Source organism: Cysteiniphilum sp., from assembly GCF_057495195.1.
The window spans coordinates 1-15,287 of sequence record NZ_JBXTEF010000005.1; the positions used below are offsets into that span (position 1 = coordinate 1).

General features: G+C 36.9%; 14 protein-coding genes. 5 read left to right on the top strand and 9 right to left on the bottom strand.

What is annotated here, in order from left to right:
* Positions 1-104: 104 nt before the first annotated feature.
* The gene (locus tag ACY10D_RS00270) at positions 105-935 is read right to left on the bottom strand and encodes a TIM44-like domain-containing protein (RefSeq protein WP_486998814.1); all 831 of its coding nucleotides are present in this window, start codon (positions 933-935) and stop codon (positions 105-107) included.
* Positions 936-1,251: 316 nt separating this feature from the next.
* On the opposite strand from ACY10D_RS00270, the gene ACY10D_RS00275 reads away from it, so the two are divergent.
* Positions 1,252-2,142, top strand: coding sequence for a hypothetical protein (locus tag ACY10D_RS00275; RefSeq protein ID WP_486998815.1), 891 nt, complete (start codon positions 1,252-1,254; stop codon positions 2,140-2,142).
* Positions 2,143-2,440: 298 nt separating this feature from the next.
* Complete coding sequence (locus tag ACY10D_RS00280) at positions 2,441-3,625, top strand: hypothetical protein (protein ID WP_486998816.1); 1,185 nt, start codon at positions 2,441-2,443, stop codon at positions 3,623-3,625.
* On the opposite strand, the gene ACY10D_RS00285 is transcribed toward ACY10D_RS00280, so the two are convergent.
* Positions 3,578-4,972: an NAD(P)-binding domain-containing protein gene (locus tag ACY10D_RS00285; RefSeq protein ID WP_486998817.1), complete on the bottom strand. Its 1,395-nt coding sequence runs from the start codon at positions 4,970-4,972 to the stop codon at positions 3,578-3,580. The genes ACY10D_RS00280 and ACY10D_RS00285 overlap by 48 nt on opposite strands.
* A gap of 620 nt (positions 4,973-5,592) precedes the next feature.
* Between ACY10D_RS00285 and ACY10D_RS00290 the strand changes: the two genes are divergently transcribed.
* Entirely contained in the window at positions 5,593-6,486 is an 894-nt protein-coding gene (locus ACY10D_RS00290) for a hypothetical protein (RefSeq protein ID WP_486998818.1), read from the top strand.
* Here the strand turns inward: ACY10D_RS00290 and ACY10D_RS00295 are convergent.
* Together ACY10D_RS00295 and ACY10D_RS00300 are read right to left on the bottom strand one after the other, a co-directional pair.
* Positions 6,479-6,730, bottom strand: a complete 252-nt coding sequence (locus tag ACY10D_RS00295; protein ID WP_486998819.1) for a LysM peptidoglycan-binding domain-containing protein — start codon at positions 6,728-6,730, stop codon at positions 6,479-6,481. The two genes, ACY10D_RS00290 and ACY10D_RS00295, sit on opposite strands and share 8 nt — an antisense overlap.
* A gap of 7 nt (positions 6,731-6,737) precedes the next feature.
* A complete protein-coding gene (locus tag ACY10D_RS00300; protein ID WP_486998820.1) occupies positions 6,738-7,571 on the bottom strand; it encodes an outer membrane beta-barrel protein in 834 nt (277 codons plus the stop codon).
* Between the two features lie 181 nt (positions 7,572-7,752).
* Here ACY10D_RS00300 and ACY10D_RS00305 point away from each other — a divergent pair, with 181 nt between their 5' ends.
* Positions 7,753-8,265, top strand: coding sequence for a hypothetical protein (locus ACY10D_RS00305; RefSeq protein WP_486998821.1), 513 nt, complete (start codon positions 7,753-7,755; stop codon positions 8,263-8,265).
* Between the two features lie 10 nt (positions 8,266-8,275).
* Here the strand turns inward: ACY10D_RS00305 and ACY10D_RS00310 are convergent, their stop codons facing one another.
* Together ACY10D_RS00310 and ACY10D_RS00315 are read right to left on the bottom strand one after the other, a co-directional pair.
* Positions 8,276-8,794: a hypothetical protein gene (locus ACY10D_RS00310; protein WP_486998822.1), complete on the bottom strand. Its 519-nt coding sequence runs from the start codon at positions 8,792-8,794 to the stop codon at positions 8,276-8,278.
* A 4-nt stretch (positions 8,795-8,798) separates the two neighbouring features.
* Complete coding sequence (locus ACY10D_RS00315) at positions 8,799-9,809, bottom strand: hypothetical protein (RefSeq protein ID WP_486998823.1); 1,011 nt, start codon at positions 9,807-9,809, stop codon at positions 8,799-8,801.
* Between the two features lie 647 nt (positions 9,810-10,456).
* Between ACY10D_RS00315 and ACY10D_RS00320 the strand changes: the two genes are divergently transcribed.
* Positions 10,457-11,062, top strand: coding sequence for a short chain dehydrogenase (locus ACY10D_RS00320; protein ID WP_486998824.1), 606 nt, complete (start codon positions 10,457-10,459; stop codon positions 11,060-11,062).
* Here ACY10D_RS00320 and ACY10D_RS00325 read toward each other — a convergent pair.
* From ACY10D_RS00325 to ACY10D_RS00335, 3 genes are read right to left on the bottom strand one after another with little or no spacing between them, the layout of a single operon-like run.
* Entirely contained in the window at positions 11,059-13,134 is a 2,076-nt protein-coding gene (locus ACY10D_RS00325) for an ABC transporter permease (RefSeq protein ID WP_486998825.1), read from the bottom strand. The genes ACY10D_RS00320 and ACY10D_RS00325 overlap by 4 nt on opposite strands.
* Complete coding sequence (locus ACY10D_RS00330; protein ID WP_486998826.1) at positions 13,094-13,987, bottom strand: efflux RND transporter periplasmic adaptor subunit; 894 nt, start codon at positions 13,985-13,987, stop codon at positions 13,094-13,096. Before ACY10D_RS00330 ends, ACY10D_RS00325 begins: the two co-directional genes overlap by 41 nt.
* A complete protein-coding gene (locus ACY10D_RS00335; protein WP_486998827.1) occupies positions 13,968-15,284 on the bottom strand; it encodes a TolC family protein in 1,317 nt (438 codons plus the stop codon). The genes ACY10D_RS00330 and ACY10D_RS00335 overlap by 20 nt, the downstream gene beginning before the upstream one ends.
* Positions 15,285-15,287 lie beyond the last annotated feature (3 nt).

A 15,287-nucleotide genomic window follows, 5' to 3' on the forward strand; every position in this document is an offset into this window, starting at 1 on the left:
TGGAAGGCTATGTGCAGCATTTGAGTTGCTGGCACAAAAATACTGTGCATAATTTAAACCTTGATTCACATTTAAAGCGCGTTATATGATGTAGCCTTTGAATTTTAGAATTGCTGAACACCGGCAACTTGCCATAAATGCTCACCATCTTTGCGTGTGAAGTGCCAGATTTCTTCAAAGTTTTGCCAGTCACTATGGGCATCTTCTTTGACTTGTCCAACGAACATGACACTTGCAATATATTGATTCTCTTGACGATCACAGCTCATGACTTTGCAGCTCAAATCTTTAAATTGCGCTAACTCATCATTGTGCTCGATGTCATTTAAGACACTGTGATAGAGATCTTCAGTGATATAGCTTTTGATCTTTTCAAGACCTTCTTTATTGTTTAAAGCTTGTAGTTGATTAAATAAGTTTAACGCTTGGTGATTAAAGACGGTCTCGGGTGTGCCATCAGCCAATTGACCATTAACGATGCCATTACTTACTGGCGCTGAGTGGTTGTGTTCAGTTGCACTTTCTTGTGCATTGCCTGTAAAGGCATTTGCAGCGCTATGCAATGGTGATGCTTGGTTAGGTGAAGCATTATTGTTGCTATTGTGCATTTGTTGCTGCATGGCTTTTCTACGCATAAAGAAAACAAAAAGCGCGATCAATGCGATAACGATAAGTAGTCCTGTCATACCGTGCGCGCTAAAAAGCCAAGCAAAAAGTGCACCCAATCCAAGGGCGGTTAAGATCTTGCCAAAGGTGCCCATACCACCTTTTTTCTGAGCAGTGCTGCCAGCAGCTGTGCTATTGTGTGTTTGTGTCGGTGCTGAGCGACTATAACCATGGCTTGAGCCACCGCCAAAACGCTTAGCTTCAGCTAACTGAAAGCCTGACATCGCTAACAGCATAAATGAGAATATCACGCCAATTTTCTTAAGCATCGTATTGTATCCTTTGGTTTTGCTAAATGAAATCTTGCCAATCATAACCAAAAGCTGCCGTAGAAACTAGTTGAATATTTCAGCAGGGTGGTTGATGTTTGGCTCTGTTAGTCAGGGGGTGATTTAAAAATAAAACGCGCGTATAAATAGCTAATGAGAATGGGAAAATTGAAATGCTCAACCATATCTGATAAAAATCGCGTTTGAAAAATAGGGAACTGTCAGATTGAATCTAAACTTCTGCATAATTGATGTGTGCAACATATTAGGATAATATCGAACTTAAACAATAGCTATCAATCTAGTGGTAAGGCATATGAATGCACTTGAAGACATAAATCTAATAAAGCTAAATCTGCACGATATAACACTGCTTATGAGGACTTTTAATGAGCTTGGGTTATATCAGTCTGGGAATACCTTAGCAAATGAATTTGCAGCAAGACTAATTGAATGTAGCAAAACTAACTGGTCATTAATTAAATTATATTTTAATGATGAAGCAAGTTTAACTGAAGTGTGTCATGAATTTATTAAAACATGCCAGAACCACAAAGAACTACTTGCTCCACAAGATATATTGGCTTGCTGGGATTATCATAATGTGATTACCAATCAATCTATATTAAATGCAATTGAGCCGCTTTGCCTTGAAAAAAAGGATGTCAATATTTTTAGTTATGGGATTGGTAATGGAGAATATGAGCTATCATTAAAATCATTTTTAGAGGAAAAATATTCAATCAATGTTGGTGTTTATGGATATGATCCCTATCCTGATATTAAATCAAATAGTATATGTTATGTAACTCCTGAAGAAAGTGAGCAACCATCCTATGATATTATCATTGCTCGATGGGTATTGCATCATGTCGAAGATAACTGCCGCTGGAGTGAGTTTTCATCTTTCCTTCGATGCTTATCTCAGCATGGAAAAGCAATTATTATCGAGCATGGTTATACTGAAAAGCCGCCAGAAACTCTTCATGAAAAGCTTCTGGCATTCTTAAATGCAACCTATGATGTCATCACCAATTATCACTTACGACCATCGGGATTTATTAACCATAATCAAACGAATCATTCTTTTTATATCAACTATCTGAATATGGATGATATTGCAAGAATTGGCAGTGGGTATAATGTTACAGTTACGACGCTAGGTCCAAAATTTCCACAGCAAACAGAAGTAGTCATCACAAGATAAAAAACCATTTTTTTGTGCCAGCAAAAAGTATTGCTGGCACTACCCCATTTATGATGCGTTAACCCCCACCATAAATTTCTTAAGACTATTGTTAAACATTCAACTTAACTGTTCGGAATGATATCCAAGCTTTTCGCACAATAAAATTGTTATATTTTCAGTAATTTAACTCCAGATATCAGGGATTTCTCCTGCTATAAATGCAGGCAAAGTGCGTAAATATATATAAATTTTGATTGTAATTAATTATGATGTCTCATGACTAAACTTTAGCTATAAAAATAAAGATAGATAGATAATGGAATTGAAATCATGCACATGGCAAGATGTTGCCCAATCGGTAAAGCAAGAAAACAAAGAATTATTTGATGCAATTGAAGATATTGTATCAGTGGATGATGTTTTCTATGAAGGAGCCTATTGTTATGGTGAAAACATTCTACTTAATGGGAAGGTCCAAACTAATGGAATACTAGATGATTTAAACTATGCACATATTCCCTTGTCAATAGTTCTATCAAATAATGTTGAGCTTTATATTGATAATAGCACTCGAACAATTCCATTAAATTTATTGCATCAGGGTGACATCTTTGGAACGTATGAAATTCTTGACGCGTTATGTAACATCAATGCTAAACCACTTTGGTCAATTACTGCTGGAAGTAAAAGCATATTTTGTTTACAAAAGCTAACTGAAGTATCAAGACTTAAAAAGCTACAACAGCATTTCCATCTTAAAAATGATATATTTCCAGCAACCTATCATCAGCATTATCACCTGTTTAAAGCGATTGCTGAGTCTCAGTCATGGACATGCAAAATCTTGTTTTTCCCTAAATCGATTGTAGAGCCCGTCATCAAACGCAAGCCTTCCCATCATTTATTAACTGATTTCATTACACAATACTCATGGAAATCAGTAAATTCATCTGTGGAGATGATGAAAAATTCATTACATTGGGAAAAATTATCACTAACATTGTCCCAATATAATATCAAACTGGATCAACAACACATTGAAACTTTAAAACACTTAATTCAAATTCATAAAGGTAAAGCGCCAGCATTTAGAGTATCTACATCAATGGATGCCCCTATTGATGAAATCAAATATGCATTATCAGAAATCTATCAATGCCGATATCCACCAGATATAATTTCTCTGGCTGGAACAGCCGAGAGTTCCACTGTAAAAAGTGTATATTACTCGTTTTTACACCCGACACTTTTAGATGGTAACGTTGTATTATCTGAAAACTTAAGAAGCTATTATGCTTTTTGTGAAAAGATTTCCTATACACTTAATTGTATTAACCATAATAACAAAGATATGCCACTTCCCATTAATATATACAGCTCTAAGAAAGATATATATGACAATAAGTTAGTGAGATCAAGCCATGAGATAGGCATAGATATTGCTACTGATAATTTATCCAGTTCTAGATTTTTCCGTGCTTGTGCTGAAGTCATTTTTTAGAGTAAGTAATAATTTAAACTCATCACAATCAAGACTCATTCCTTCAGAAAAAGACTTTATACAATCTAATGATGAAAAAATTTGCCGTACTTCATTGTTAAAGTCATCGCCATGATCATAAGTTAGGTATTTTTGTGCTAAGTAATATTGTAATGAAGCATCTGTTGCCAGGCTTAAATTACTCGTTACGTCATCTAAATTTAGGTACCTTAGTAAGAAACAGGCTTGAAAAATTGATCCCAACATTAATGCACGTGTAATGCATATATCTTTAATTGGTACAGACTCACTGGCTTGATCAAAGTTGACAGGAAATCCACCCGAAAGAATGGTTATGGTATTACCGTTGTCTGTCTTTAATTTAATATCGTTTTGTAATGGTTTATTGCTATCAACTGATTTTAGAAGTGATTTGAATTCCTTGTCTTCAGAGCTAGCACTAATCAAAAAGATGTCATGACATAAGTGCTCTTTAAAATTAAAGTCCACACTAATATCTTTTCCTGTTGTTCCTATAATGACTTCTGAATTATGAATTAATTCATCCAATGTTGAAGCCAATTCAACGCTGCTTTTATCTTTCAGTGATTTGCACTTTTCAGACTCTGTATCAAAAGCAATGACTTCATAGCCATTATTAACAAGCTCTCTTGATAAGGCAGCCCCGATATTACCTAACCCAACCACTCCATATACCTTATATTGTGAATAAGGTAATTTGCTGATTTTTTGTAAAACGGTTTTTACCACTTTACTGACAATTTTAGGAGATTCTAATATTTTTTTAACCGCAGATAACGCGGGCTTTAAAATGGGTATATTCATATGTTGAGAAGCACTATTGTACAGACCTCCTCTTGTATGCTCTATGACAATCACACTATATTTATTCTTCAAATAACGAGGAATTTCCTCTAACGCCCTGCCGCCTTCATCTAAAATAATGATGTTATCAATATTATTTGCATCCTCGATGTCAGCTAATGCATATTGCCACATATCTCTAATTGTCTGTTTTATTGCAATAGAAAACTCTCCTGGCTTTATCGTGTGGTTAATGGTGTGAATGTTAATTCCTTTACCTCTCAAAGTTTGAATAGCAGGAAAATAATCGGAATACAACTTACCAGCAAATCTAATTTGTTCTGGTATTGCACCTGCACACAATAAACCATCAAATAAGCATAGCTCCGTTTCCATTAAGTGCTGTACACCAATCACATAAGATCTTGATAAAATATTTTTCAAATAAACCCGACTTGTGTCTGATAGGTCATTCATCATATCATCAACCAAATCCACTTGATACGGTGACATTTTACTTTTAAATTGATTTACAACATACATCGTAACCCCCTTGTATTTAAAGATTTATATTATCTGCTGAAGCTAATCTTTTAGCATAAGCATAATCATTATAAGAGGATTCACTTTTAGATAATATAAACTCAAAAGGTAATATACGTATCAAAATCTGAAATACACATAAATGAGCTAATCTTTAACGCTCAAACATGAATATTACAACACCTATATCCCTATTAGGGTTTGATCTTAAAATGCAGATATCCATGCCAAAATTTATATATTCCTTTAATTTTTGCCTCTAGATGGGGGCTATTAGCAAGCAAGGCAACCTACGTTTAAGTGACGGGGTAGTTCACTTAAAGATAAGCTATCTGCACTGCTAAATAATAACTAATTTTACTCAATAAATCTACAAACAGACTTGTAATCATTTAGAAAAATGTAAAAATATACATCTTATATCCAAACTAAATAATCACCACCGTATTCACCCAAACCATAATAAGACTAACAAATATAAAGCAAGCAAGTAGACCAAACAAAAATAACTCATTCATCATCATTACCCCAGTTAAGAGTGATCGCACACATGTTGAGTATAGCCAAAGAAATAATGATGGTTTGCAATTATAAACTATACTCAACCTAAGAATGATCAGATGGAACCTAAACAAACAATGGATATAAGAAATAAACTCCCTTTCTATAGTGGACTATGCTTGCTACTGGGCTTGGTTGAATCTGCTATTGCAGCAAATGTTGTCGATAATCATGACCAAGATGATTTGCATCCTACGATGGCATTGCATAATTCAGATAATCGCTTGGATAATCACTGGTACTTTGGTCCAACACTAGAGGCGCGCTATACCCATAGTCGTATGAATCTTTTTAATGTCGTTGGCACAGCCGTAACATCTGAATGGATGGGTGGTGCTATTTTTGGTGTGATTAGCACCTATAATCATTGGCAAGCGCATTGGTATATCCATGGAGCGGCAGGAACAGGACGCGTTAATCTGCGCGCAAATGATTATAATATTGATCAACACACTAATCTTGAGCATTACTTTGCAACGTCAACTTTAAGCCTTGGTTATGAGTTTATTCAAGGAAGATTTCATATAACTCCAGGTGTTTACATCACGGCAAATTACTCAAAATATCGTACGACTGAACCGATGATGTTGGCCTTGATCAATACCAGTGGCACCAATCAGGATGATCTATATTTGCATGCAGGGGTATTGCAATCTAGTACATTTCATTTTAATCATCATTTTTCAATCTCCAGTCGCACTGAGCTTGGTTATATTTATTATAACAATACGCAAGTGGATTTTTATCAAGCCAATGGTCTAGGCACGCTATCACAATCGACTACGAATCATGGTGGATTGTATTCATTATTAGGTGTTAGCTTTAATTTTGATAGCAGTTATGGACGTTTTATTATTGTGCCATGGGCAAGCTATATTTATGTTCCCGCAAAAAACAATAGCATTAACAGCAATGTGAGTGCTGTTGGCTTGAAGCTTTTGTATCTTATTTAGTGCATTGCGCTTGATTGGGAATATACAAGCTCTGACCAATATAAATCTTATTGCTGTTTTTGATCCTGTTATACTTTGCCAAGCAATTTGTTGTAATTTTGTGATGCTTGGCAATTAATGACAATGTATCGCCTTTTTTAATAACATAGTCAGAAGCTTCGCCAAGTAACTTTATTTGCGAAGCATAACAAAGCGGGTTAAGTAGAAATAGCGCCAGAATAAGCGCTATGGTTTTATGAATCATTAATTAATTAGCAAGCGTGTGCTGCTGGAATCACAAGCTTTTGACCCACGAGAATCTTAGATGGGTTGGTGATGTTATTTTCTTTAGCAATACAGTTGGCGCCTTTAGTTTTTGATAAGCCATGTGCTACAGCGATATCATACAATGTATCACCTTTTTTAACAGTATATGTTGCATTACCAATAGCTGTTGGTGCTGGAACTTCAGCTGCGGCTGCAGTCGGTTGGCTATGCATTACAGGTTGCTCTTGACCGATTGCATTGTTCTCTTCATTTGAGAAATAGTTGCTTGGCCCCATCGGGATCGTGTAAGTCAAACCAATAGAAGCCGTTGCTTGCCCCATGTTGTGACCACCTTGTGGTAACCAGTTGTATTGGTATTGTGCAAATACATTCAAGGTGCGAGACAATTGGTAACCAGCACCCACTGCAACAACAGGTCTGAAAATTTTGCTGTAGTTATCATTAGCACCAACACGGTTCCATGCATAACCTGCTTTGCCAAATACATTAAACTGTTTGTTGCCACCAAAGTAGTATTTACCAACTAAGAATAATGGCACATTCCAAACATTGATTTTGTTACCTGCTGTTTTTGATACTTGGTTTGCATATTGCAAATCCATTTCTGCACCAACGCTAACGCTGCGATTTAAAGCGTAGTCATAACCTACTAAACCACCTAAAGCTACACCACCTTTGTGGTTTGCAAAACCATTTTGTGCAAATGAATAACCAACGTTACCACCAACAACTAAACCACTTTGTGCGCCAGCATTTGCTGCAGAGATGCTTAATAATGCAATGGCTGATAAGCCAATTATTTTGTTCATTTTTGTCATGAGATAAACCCCCTATAGATTTGTTTTGTACCAAAGACCTATTTTTGGTTCGCGCAAATTAACGCAAAAAATTGGAAAAATCAAATACGATACGCTTATTTCTATTAACATTACGTTTATTATGACCAATGTTTGGCTATACTGGCCAAGGAGTTGATGGAAAGATAAAAAGGAAATTGTTATGCCTCTCATTCAAATATATTTTGGTCGCAGGTATCACCCCGTTAGTTATGGCATTCGTTGGGTAACGCGTTCACATTTCTCACATGTCGAGCTGCAAGTTGATGATGATTGCTATAGTAGTAATGGTTCATTAGGTGTTTATAAGCGCAGCTATGATGATTTACGTCAATCTCAAGATATGCTAGAAACATGGTGTACAGAAATCAGTGACGCACAAAAGAATAGTCTGATTAGTTTTTTAAATAATCAACTTGGCAAGAAGTATGATTATTCATCCGCCTTGGGTCTTGGCTTATGGCGTCGTGACTGGATGGATGAGCATGATAAATGGTTCTGCTCAGAGCTTATTGATGCCGCATTTAAAGCGGCAAAATCACCGCTAACCAACAGTGACTTTGCTTCACATCGCTTAACGCCGAATGATTTAAGAACCTCATTGGCAATAAAGCGCGAAAAGCTTGAGAAAAATATTCACAACAAGAGTTGGTGGCAGAAATTAAAGTTTTTTTAGAGCGGCATTATTAATGCGATAATGACTTGTCATCGCTCTTTTGTTGATTTTTAGCTTGTAGATAACTTTTTTCAATTCGACCAAAAAGATCAAATTGAGATTTAACCTCTTTGCATGGGAAAGTTGCTTCCATAACGCCAAGCACGTAATAAGTAAATGGCAATACTTCCTTTATTGACAAGATATTATTGTATGCATCCAAGCGTGATAGATTTGCCATAATGATGCTATTAAATGTATCGATATCTAAATTGATAGGCTCATCTTTGGCATTGGCACAAAACAATGGTTTTTCCTGTATTTCGCGGGAAAAGACATCAGCGGCAATAAGCCAATTCTCAGTATCATCGAGGATTCCGCGCGCGCGTTGATTATCAGTAGGATTATCTGAATAATAAAGCTTAAGATAATCAGCAACGGTCATATCATTCAACGATGATTGGACTGCCATGCTTGCTGCTGCCGTGCTATAAATTGGCAGTACAATACATAGCATCGAGAATAAGAGAAAGAAAATAGTCTTTTTCATCTATTTACGGCTTTAATTTCTTTAGTGCATTAATAATTGATTGTGTTTCAGTAATTGTTACAAAATCAATCGCAGCAGTGGCAGCATAGACTGGGTAAGCGTGATCATTTGTCACATTTAAATCTTTAGAAAATTTACTTAATAAGTTTTTGTAACGATCAAAGCCCTTCATATACGCTTGCATAAATTGATTATTTTGCAGTGTTTCAGTTGCTACTTTATAGCTACAAACTTTGGCAGGATCCGTGGTGTAATAGAACTGCATATAAACATTAGCATCATGCAAGAACTTAATGCTATCCAATAATTTATTGTTGTCTAATAACTTATTAAAGGCATTGACTGATCCTAGAATATTTTGATAAAGATCAGTGCCGCGCGAGGCTTTAACGGCTAGAACACAGTCATTCTCCGAGAATTTTTGATAATTATCAACGGATTTAATCGTTGATGTATAAGCGATACCTGCTGCTTTGATGATCTTCTTAGGCACGGCATATGCTTGCGCCATACCATCATAATAACGAACTTTAGCGGTGTCTAAATCAACTTTTTGTGTTTTACCAATTGTGCCTAACAATGATTTTGTTGTTGTGTAGGTCATCGGTTGCGCCGCACCGCTCATCATCTTTTTCATAATGGCGTGATATTCATCCATGTTTTGATCGGCGTCATTAAATTTTACTTTCGATAAATTAGTTCCTAATTCAATCGTGTTAATGCCCATTTGCATAGAGAGCCCTAAAAAAGGCCAAAAAGACTTAAATTTTGTCCAACCGCTATATGTTCTTGCTTCTGCTACTGCACTATCAGCCCATTGCTTATGATCAGCAAGTACAGCCTGTGCCTGTTTGTTTACCTCAGCATTACTTTGATTGATTGCATTAACAAATGCCTCAACTCTTGCCGTGGGATCCACGTAAGTGTTGTGTGCATCATTAGCAGCATAGGCTAGCGAACCACTAAATATCAATGTACTGCATATGCCTAACGTGGTGATTGCTTGCCTTCTCATTTTCGACTCCTTTTATGATTTTTGCTATAACATTCTTGTCAATATCATTATGCAATATAACATTGCAGTTAATAACTTAGCACAATAATAGACATTATTGATACTAATGGATTCATCTTGATGATCAAACTCGTATTATTACTATGAATTGAGATGATACATCGATGCATTGACATAAACTATATTAACTATTTTTTAAAAAAACAATATACGTAATATTACGTATTCTCACATGCGGCTTTACTTTTGACATAAAAAACTATGAAGAAACAAAGAAATAACTATCAACAAAAAAGAAATTAAGTATAATGATAATAATTAATTATTAATTATTAATTATTAAATGTCGTTGAATTTTTCCCAGAAGAGCTGATCGCTCCCTGAGCGTAAGTCGAAGGGAGTGCTAATAAATTTGACATGTAAGTACCTAAACAATAGTTTCTTGGTAATAATGGATATTTGGGTCAAGCCAGAATATGACAACTCGCTGTCATTCTTGGACTTGATCCGAGAATCTAAAAAACACCTGATAATATTTGCATAGGTACTTATTATACTGGCTTCAACTTATGTTCAGCCAGCGACTGAGTGTTGATAGATGATAAAGTTGTTATAACCTAATTGTGTAATTTAAGAAGGATGTAGTTATGAAAAAAGTGATTATTGTTGGTGCGACGGGTACGATTGGGCAAGGTGTTTGTGATACATTGCAAAACCATGATTATGAGGTTGTGAAAGTATCACGTTCAGGTGGTATTGGAGTGGATATTACCGATCTTAACTCGATCAAAGCCATGTATGCCAAGATTGGTTCATTTGACGCCTTGGTATCGACCACGGGTAAAGTAACTTTTAAAGCGTTAACTGAAATGACGGAAGCGGATTTTGTGCTTGGGCTTCACAATAAATTGATGGGACAGGTCAATCTCGTGCAAGAGGGATTAAAATATATTAACGATAATGGTTCATTTACGCTAACCACAGGGATTTTAAATCAAGAGCCTATCGCCCTTGGCGCCTCGGCAGCAATGGTTAATGCCGCACTTGAAGGCTATATCAAAGCCGCAAGCTTAGAGCTGCGCCAACAAGTGCGTATCAATGCGGTAAGCCCAACGGTTATCACCGAAGCTCTTGCATCTTATGCACCATTCTTCCCTGGTTTTGAATCAGTATCAGCACATGAGGCAGCAGGAGCTTATCTAAGATCAGTTGCTGGCATTGAAACTGGCAAAGTTTTTAAAGTGGGGTTTTAATGGTTTAAACACTTTACGACATCTAAAGCTGCGGCTTTACGCGCGGGTAGCAAGCCGCTTAATATCCCTAAGCTGACGACGGAGATAAATGCCAATAATACCGCAAAGGGTGAGATGAACCAGATAAACTGGGTCTCTTGTACGAATTTTGAGGCGATATATAAGATCAACTCATAGCTGCCAACGCCAAGAATAAAGCCGATAATGCCAGCACTTAAGCACAGTAAAATGGCTTCAATCAAATAGCTCCAAAAAATTGTGCGATCTCCGGCACCAATAGCTTTTAATAAACCGATTTCATATAGATTTTCAGAAATTGATGCTAGCATCATATTGGTAATGCCAATACCTGCCACAACAAGTGACACGATCGAGATCACGGCGAGCATTAACGTGAAGATATTTAAGAAAGTCTGGATATTATGCAGTAGATCAATATCCGGTGACACCATAAAGGTGCCGCTATTGCCATATTTGCTGGTGAAGTAATTTTTAAGCGCATCACTGACTGGAATGACAGCGTTTACATCATCAACACTAAAATAAAACTGCGCTAAAAAGCTCCAATTTACCTTTTGTAAATAGGTAAAAGGCAGGAGAACCTGGGTGTTGATATTATTCCAAGCATCACTGCTTGAGCTTGATTTTTTCTTTAGCACGCCAATGACAAAGCAGGTATAACTACCACCATAATCACCAATCTTAATAACATTACCAATCGCGCGTTGCGTTGGAAAAAGCTCGCGATTAATATCATTACCAATAATACAAACGTTGTCAGCATTTTGAATATCAAGTGCTGAGAAATTTCGTCCTTGCGCTAAGTGTGTATTCACAATAGGTAAGAAATATTCATTAACACCTTGAATTGAGATTTGATTTTGATGCACTTTGTTACTGTTAAAAATCACACTATTGGCATAGCTGCTAATCGAAGGCGATAGCATAGTAATCTGTGGAAAAATTTGCTTTATTGGGATGAGATCATCTTTAACCGAAAGTTGCTCAAATGCGGAATTGCTATGATCTGATGCTGATTGCATCCAATTTTTGTAGGCATAGAATAATACCGTTTTTGCGCCCAATTTATCATAAGACGCTAGAATTTTATCCTTAGCATATTGTCCAAGCGTCATCATCACAATAATGGAAGCAACACCGATAATTACACCCAAAGCAGTCAATAGTGTTTGACCTTTTTTGATCATCAAGGTGCGCAAGGCTAAAGCAAAAAGCCGTGTTAAAGCATGTATGTAGCTACTGCTTGAGCTTGGCTTTTGTTTATTACCGTGGTCTTGAATTATATCCTGCTTGGCAGACGAATTTGTTTGGTTGTCCTTTTTAATATCCGCAAGCACTTTACCATCTTTAATCTCAATAGTGCGCGGCGCAAACTCAGCAATTTCCTTATCGTGTGTTACTAAAATGATTGTTTTTCCGCGTTGATTGAGTTTGGTTAATAGCGCCATAATGTTCTGAGTATTATGACTATCCAAATTACCCGTTGGTTCATCGGCAAGGATAATATCGGCATCACGCATCAATGCTCTAGCAATTGCGACACGTTGTTGCTCACCGCCTGATAGCTCTTTAGGATAATGATCTAGGCGATGGGCAATACCGACTTCTTTAGCAATGTCATGTGCCTTTTGTTTTAATGCTTTGCGATCATGTTGAATGTTGATCGGGTAATTCATCGGTAACAGGATGTTATCCAGCACACTAAGCTTGGGTAATAGATGAAATTGCTGAAATACAAAGCCGATATGTTTAGCACGTATCTGTGCTAGCTTACGACTATCAGCATGTGCAAGTGACTCGCTATTGATTTTGATATTGCCTGATTCAAGTGTCAGCATTGCACCGAATAAATGCAGTAGCGTTGACTTGCCTGATCCTGACGCCCCGACAATGGCAACAAAATCACCTTGTGTGATGTTTAGATTAATATCATGTAGCACAGGTGTTGATTTCATTGCGCCATGGTAGCTAAAACTAAGATTACTTACCTCATACGCCAAACTCATATGGCTATACTCCGCTAAAATAATCGATTGGCTCAACTTGATCACCGACCGTTAAGCCTTTGGTGATTTCAACATCTTGTGTGGTTTGTATGCCTAAGCTGACTTCTTGCATTTTACCATTGCTCAATTTGACATAATTATGCCCATCTTGAATGCGAATATATTGTTTAGGAAGGGCGATGACGTCGTGCTTTTCATCAATGTAAATATCACAAACAACATTCATTCCGGGAAGCAAATCAGCATTTTTCGTTGTAACGAGTACTTTAATTGGGTAAGTCGTTTGTTGTGTCGAATTAAATGACGTTCCCGAATTATTTGGCGAGGGTGCGAGAGCGACGCTAGTAATAACACCATTAAAGCTAGTATCGTTGTTAGCTGATGCTTTGATCATGACTTTTAAGCCTTTTTTCATTTGCAATATGTTTGATTCAGTAATATTTGCGGTAACATAAAGCTTCGATAAATCATCAACTTTGAGAATGAAGTCACTGTTTTGAGTGCTGCCAGAACCTTGGGTGACATACTCACCTTCAGATTTCTTGATATAAACCACTGTGCCTGCATAAGGTGCTCTAATTGGATAGACCTTCTCTGGTGATTGTAGAGAGCTAACGATACTCACAAGAGGGTCACCTTGAATGACGTGTTGTCCTAGATCGACATAGATTTTTTGGATATAGCCTGCATAGGGTGCGGTGACTACGGTTTCTTTGTTGGCACTAACTTCTCCGGCAGCGGAGATTTTGTTTATCAGCGTTTTTTTGCTTACTGTATAGGGCGTATTCGTTGTGGCTAATGGCTGACTGGTTTTAGCAAAGAAGTAATAATAAAGCCCATAGCCAAGCGCAATTAGGATGATAATGATAATTAGCCATTTAATGATTCTTGAAAACATAACGCTCAATGTCTCCTTTATAGAAATGATATTGATAGGTGTCTTTTAATAAACTTGCATAGAGATTGAGCATCGTTTGCTCAGCCGTTTGTAAGCTACTTAATGCATTGATTAAATCAAGGTAAGACTGACTTCCAGCTTGAAAATTACGTTTCACCGATGTGTAACTTTCTTTGGCGTATTTCTGCAGTTCAATCGCTGTTGGCAAGGTGTCATATTGGTTTTTGAAATCATTGAGTAAATCCGCAAGCGTTTTTTGCACATCGAGTATGTTGCCTTGATTGTCATATTGATTTTTAAGCTTTGTTTCTTCGGCAATGACGATATTGCGATCCAACGTGCCACCATCAAATAGGTTAAAACTCAATGTTAAGGTCGCATTCCAGCTAAACTCTTTGCGTGCACTAATGCCACTAAAAAAACCATTTTGTGCATAAGGATTTTGATAACCACCATTGATGGAGAAGGAGGCGTTTGGCCAGTAATTACGTTTTGCTTGATTGATACTCCAATCATCTTTTTGCTGTTGTAATTGCCATAATTTAGATTGATAGAGATATTGCTCAGAGAAGTGTGTTAATGCTTTAGGGATATCTTTTAGATCTTGTAATGCCAATACATTAAAGCTGAAATCCTGAGGGCTAAAAGCACTAATCCCCATGCTCTTTAGTAACTTCTGCTTGGCAACTTTAAGGCTTTGTTTTTGTTGCTTTAACGTAATCTCGGTACTTAAGAGCTGCGTTTTTAAGTTTAGCTCATCCGAGCGTGATTTAAGCCCTTGTTTATATAGGGTGTTGGCGCTTAAATACTGTGTTTGATATTGCTGATAAAGTGTTTCTTGCAATTTAAGGTTGTGTACACTAAGCGAGTATTGGATAAAATTTTCAGCCACTTCTTGGATTAGCTGGTCTTTAGCATAGCGATAGTTAAGTTGATCAATCGCGGTTTGGATCTTGGCTTGGTAATAGTTGGTGATCTTAATACCATTTTGACTAAAATCTTCCGATAACTGCAAGCCAAAGGTATTCCCTGTATTAAATTCTGTGCTATTGACTGCGCTGTATGTCGTATCACTTGCTGTTGATGTGCTGACTAAGTCAAGCTTTGGCAAGAATGCGGCAAAAGCATTGTCTTTTTGCAAAGTGCCAATGTTAAGTTGTGATTGTTGCGATTTTAAACTCGGAGAATGGTCAATTGCGTATTGCACCGCTTGCTGCAAACTAAAGCTTTTGCAAAACCCAAAAGAAGCCGTCGTGCTTAACATGCATAGACTAAGATATTTTAGATACTGGTTCATGGG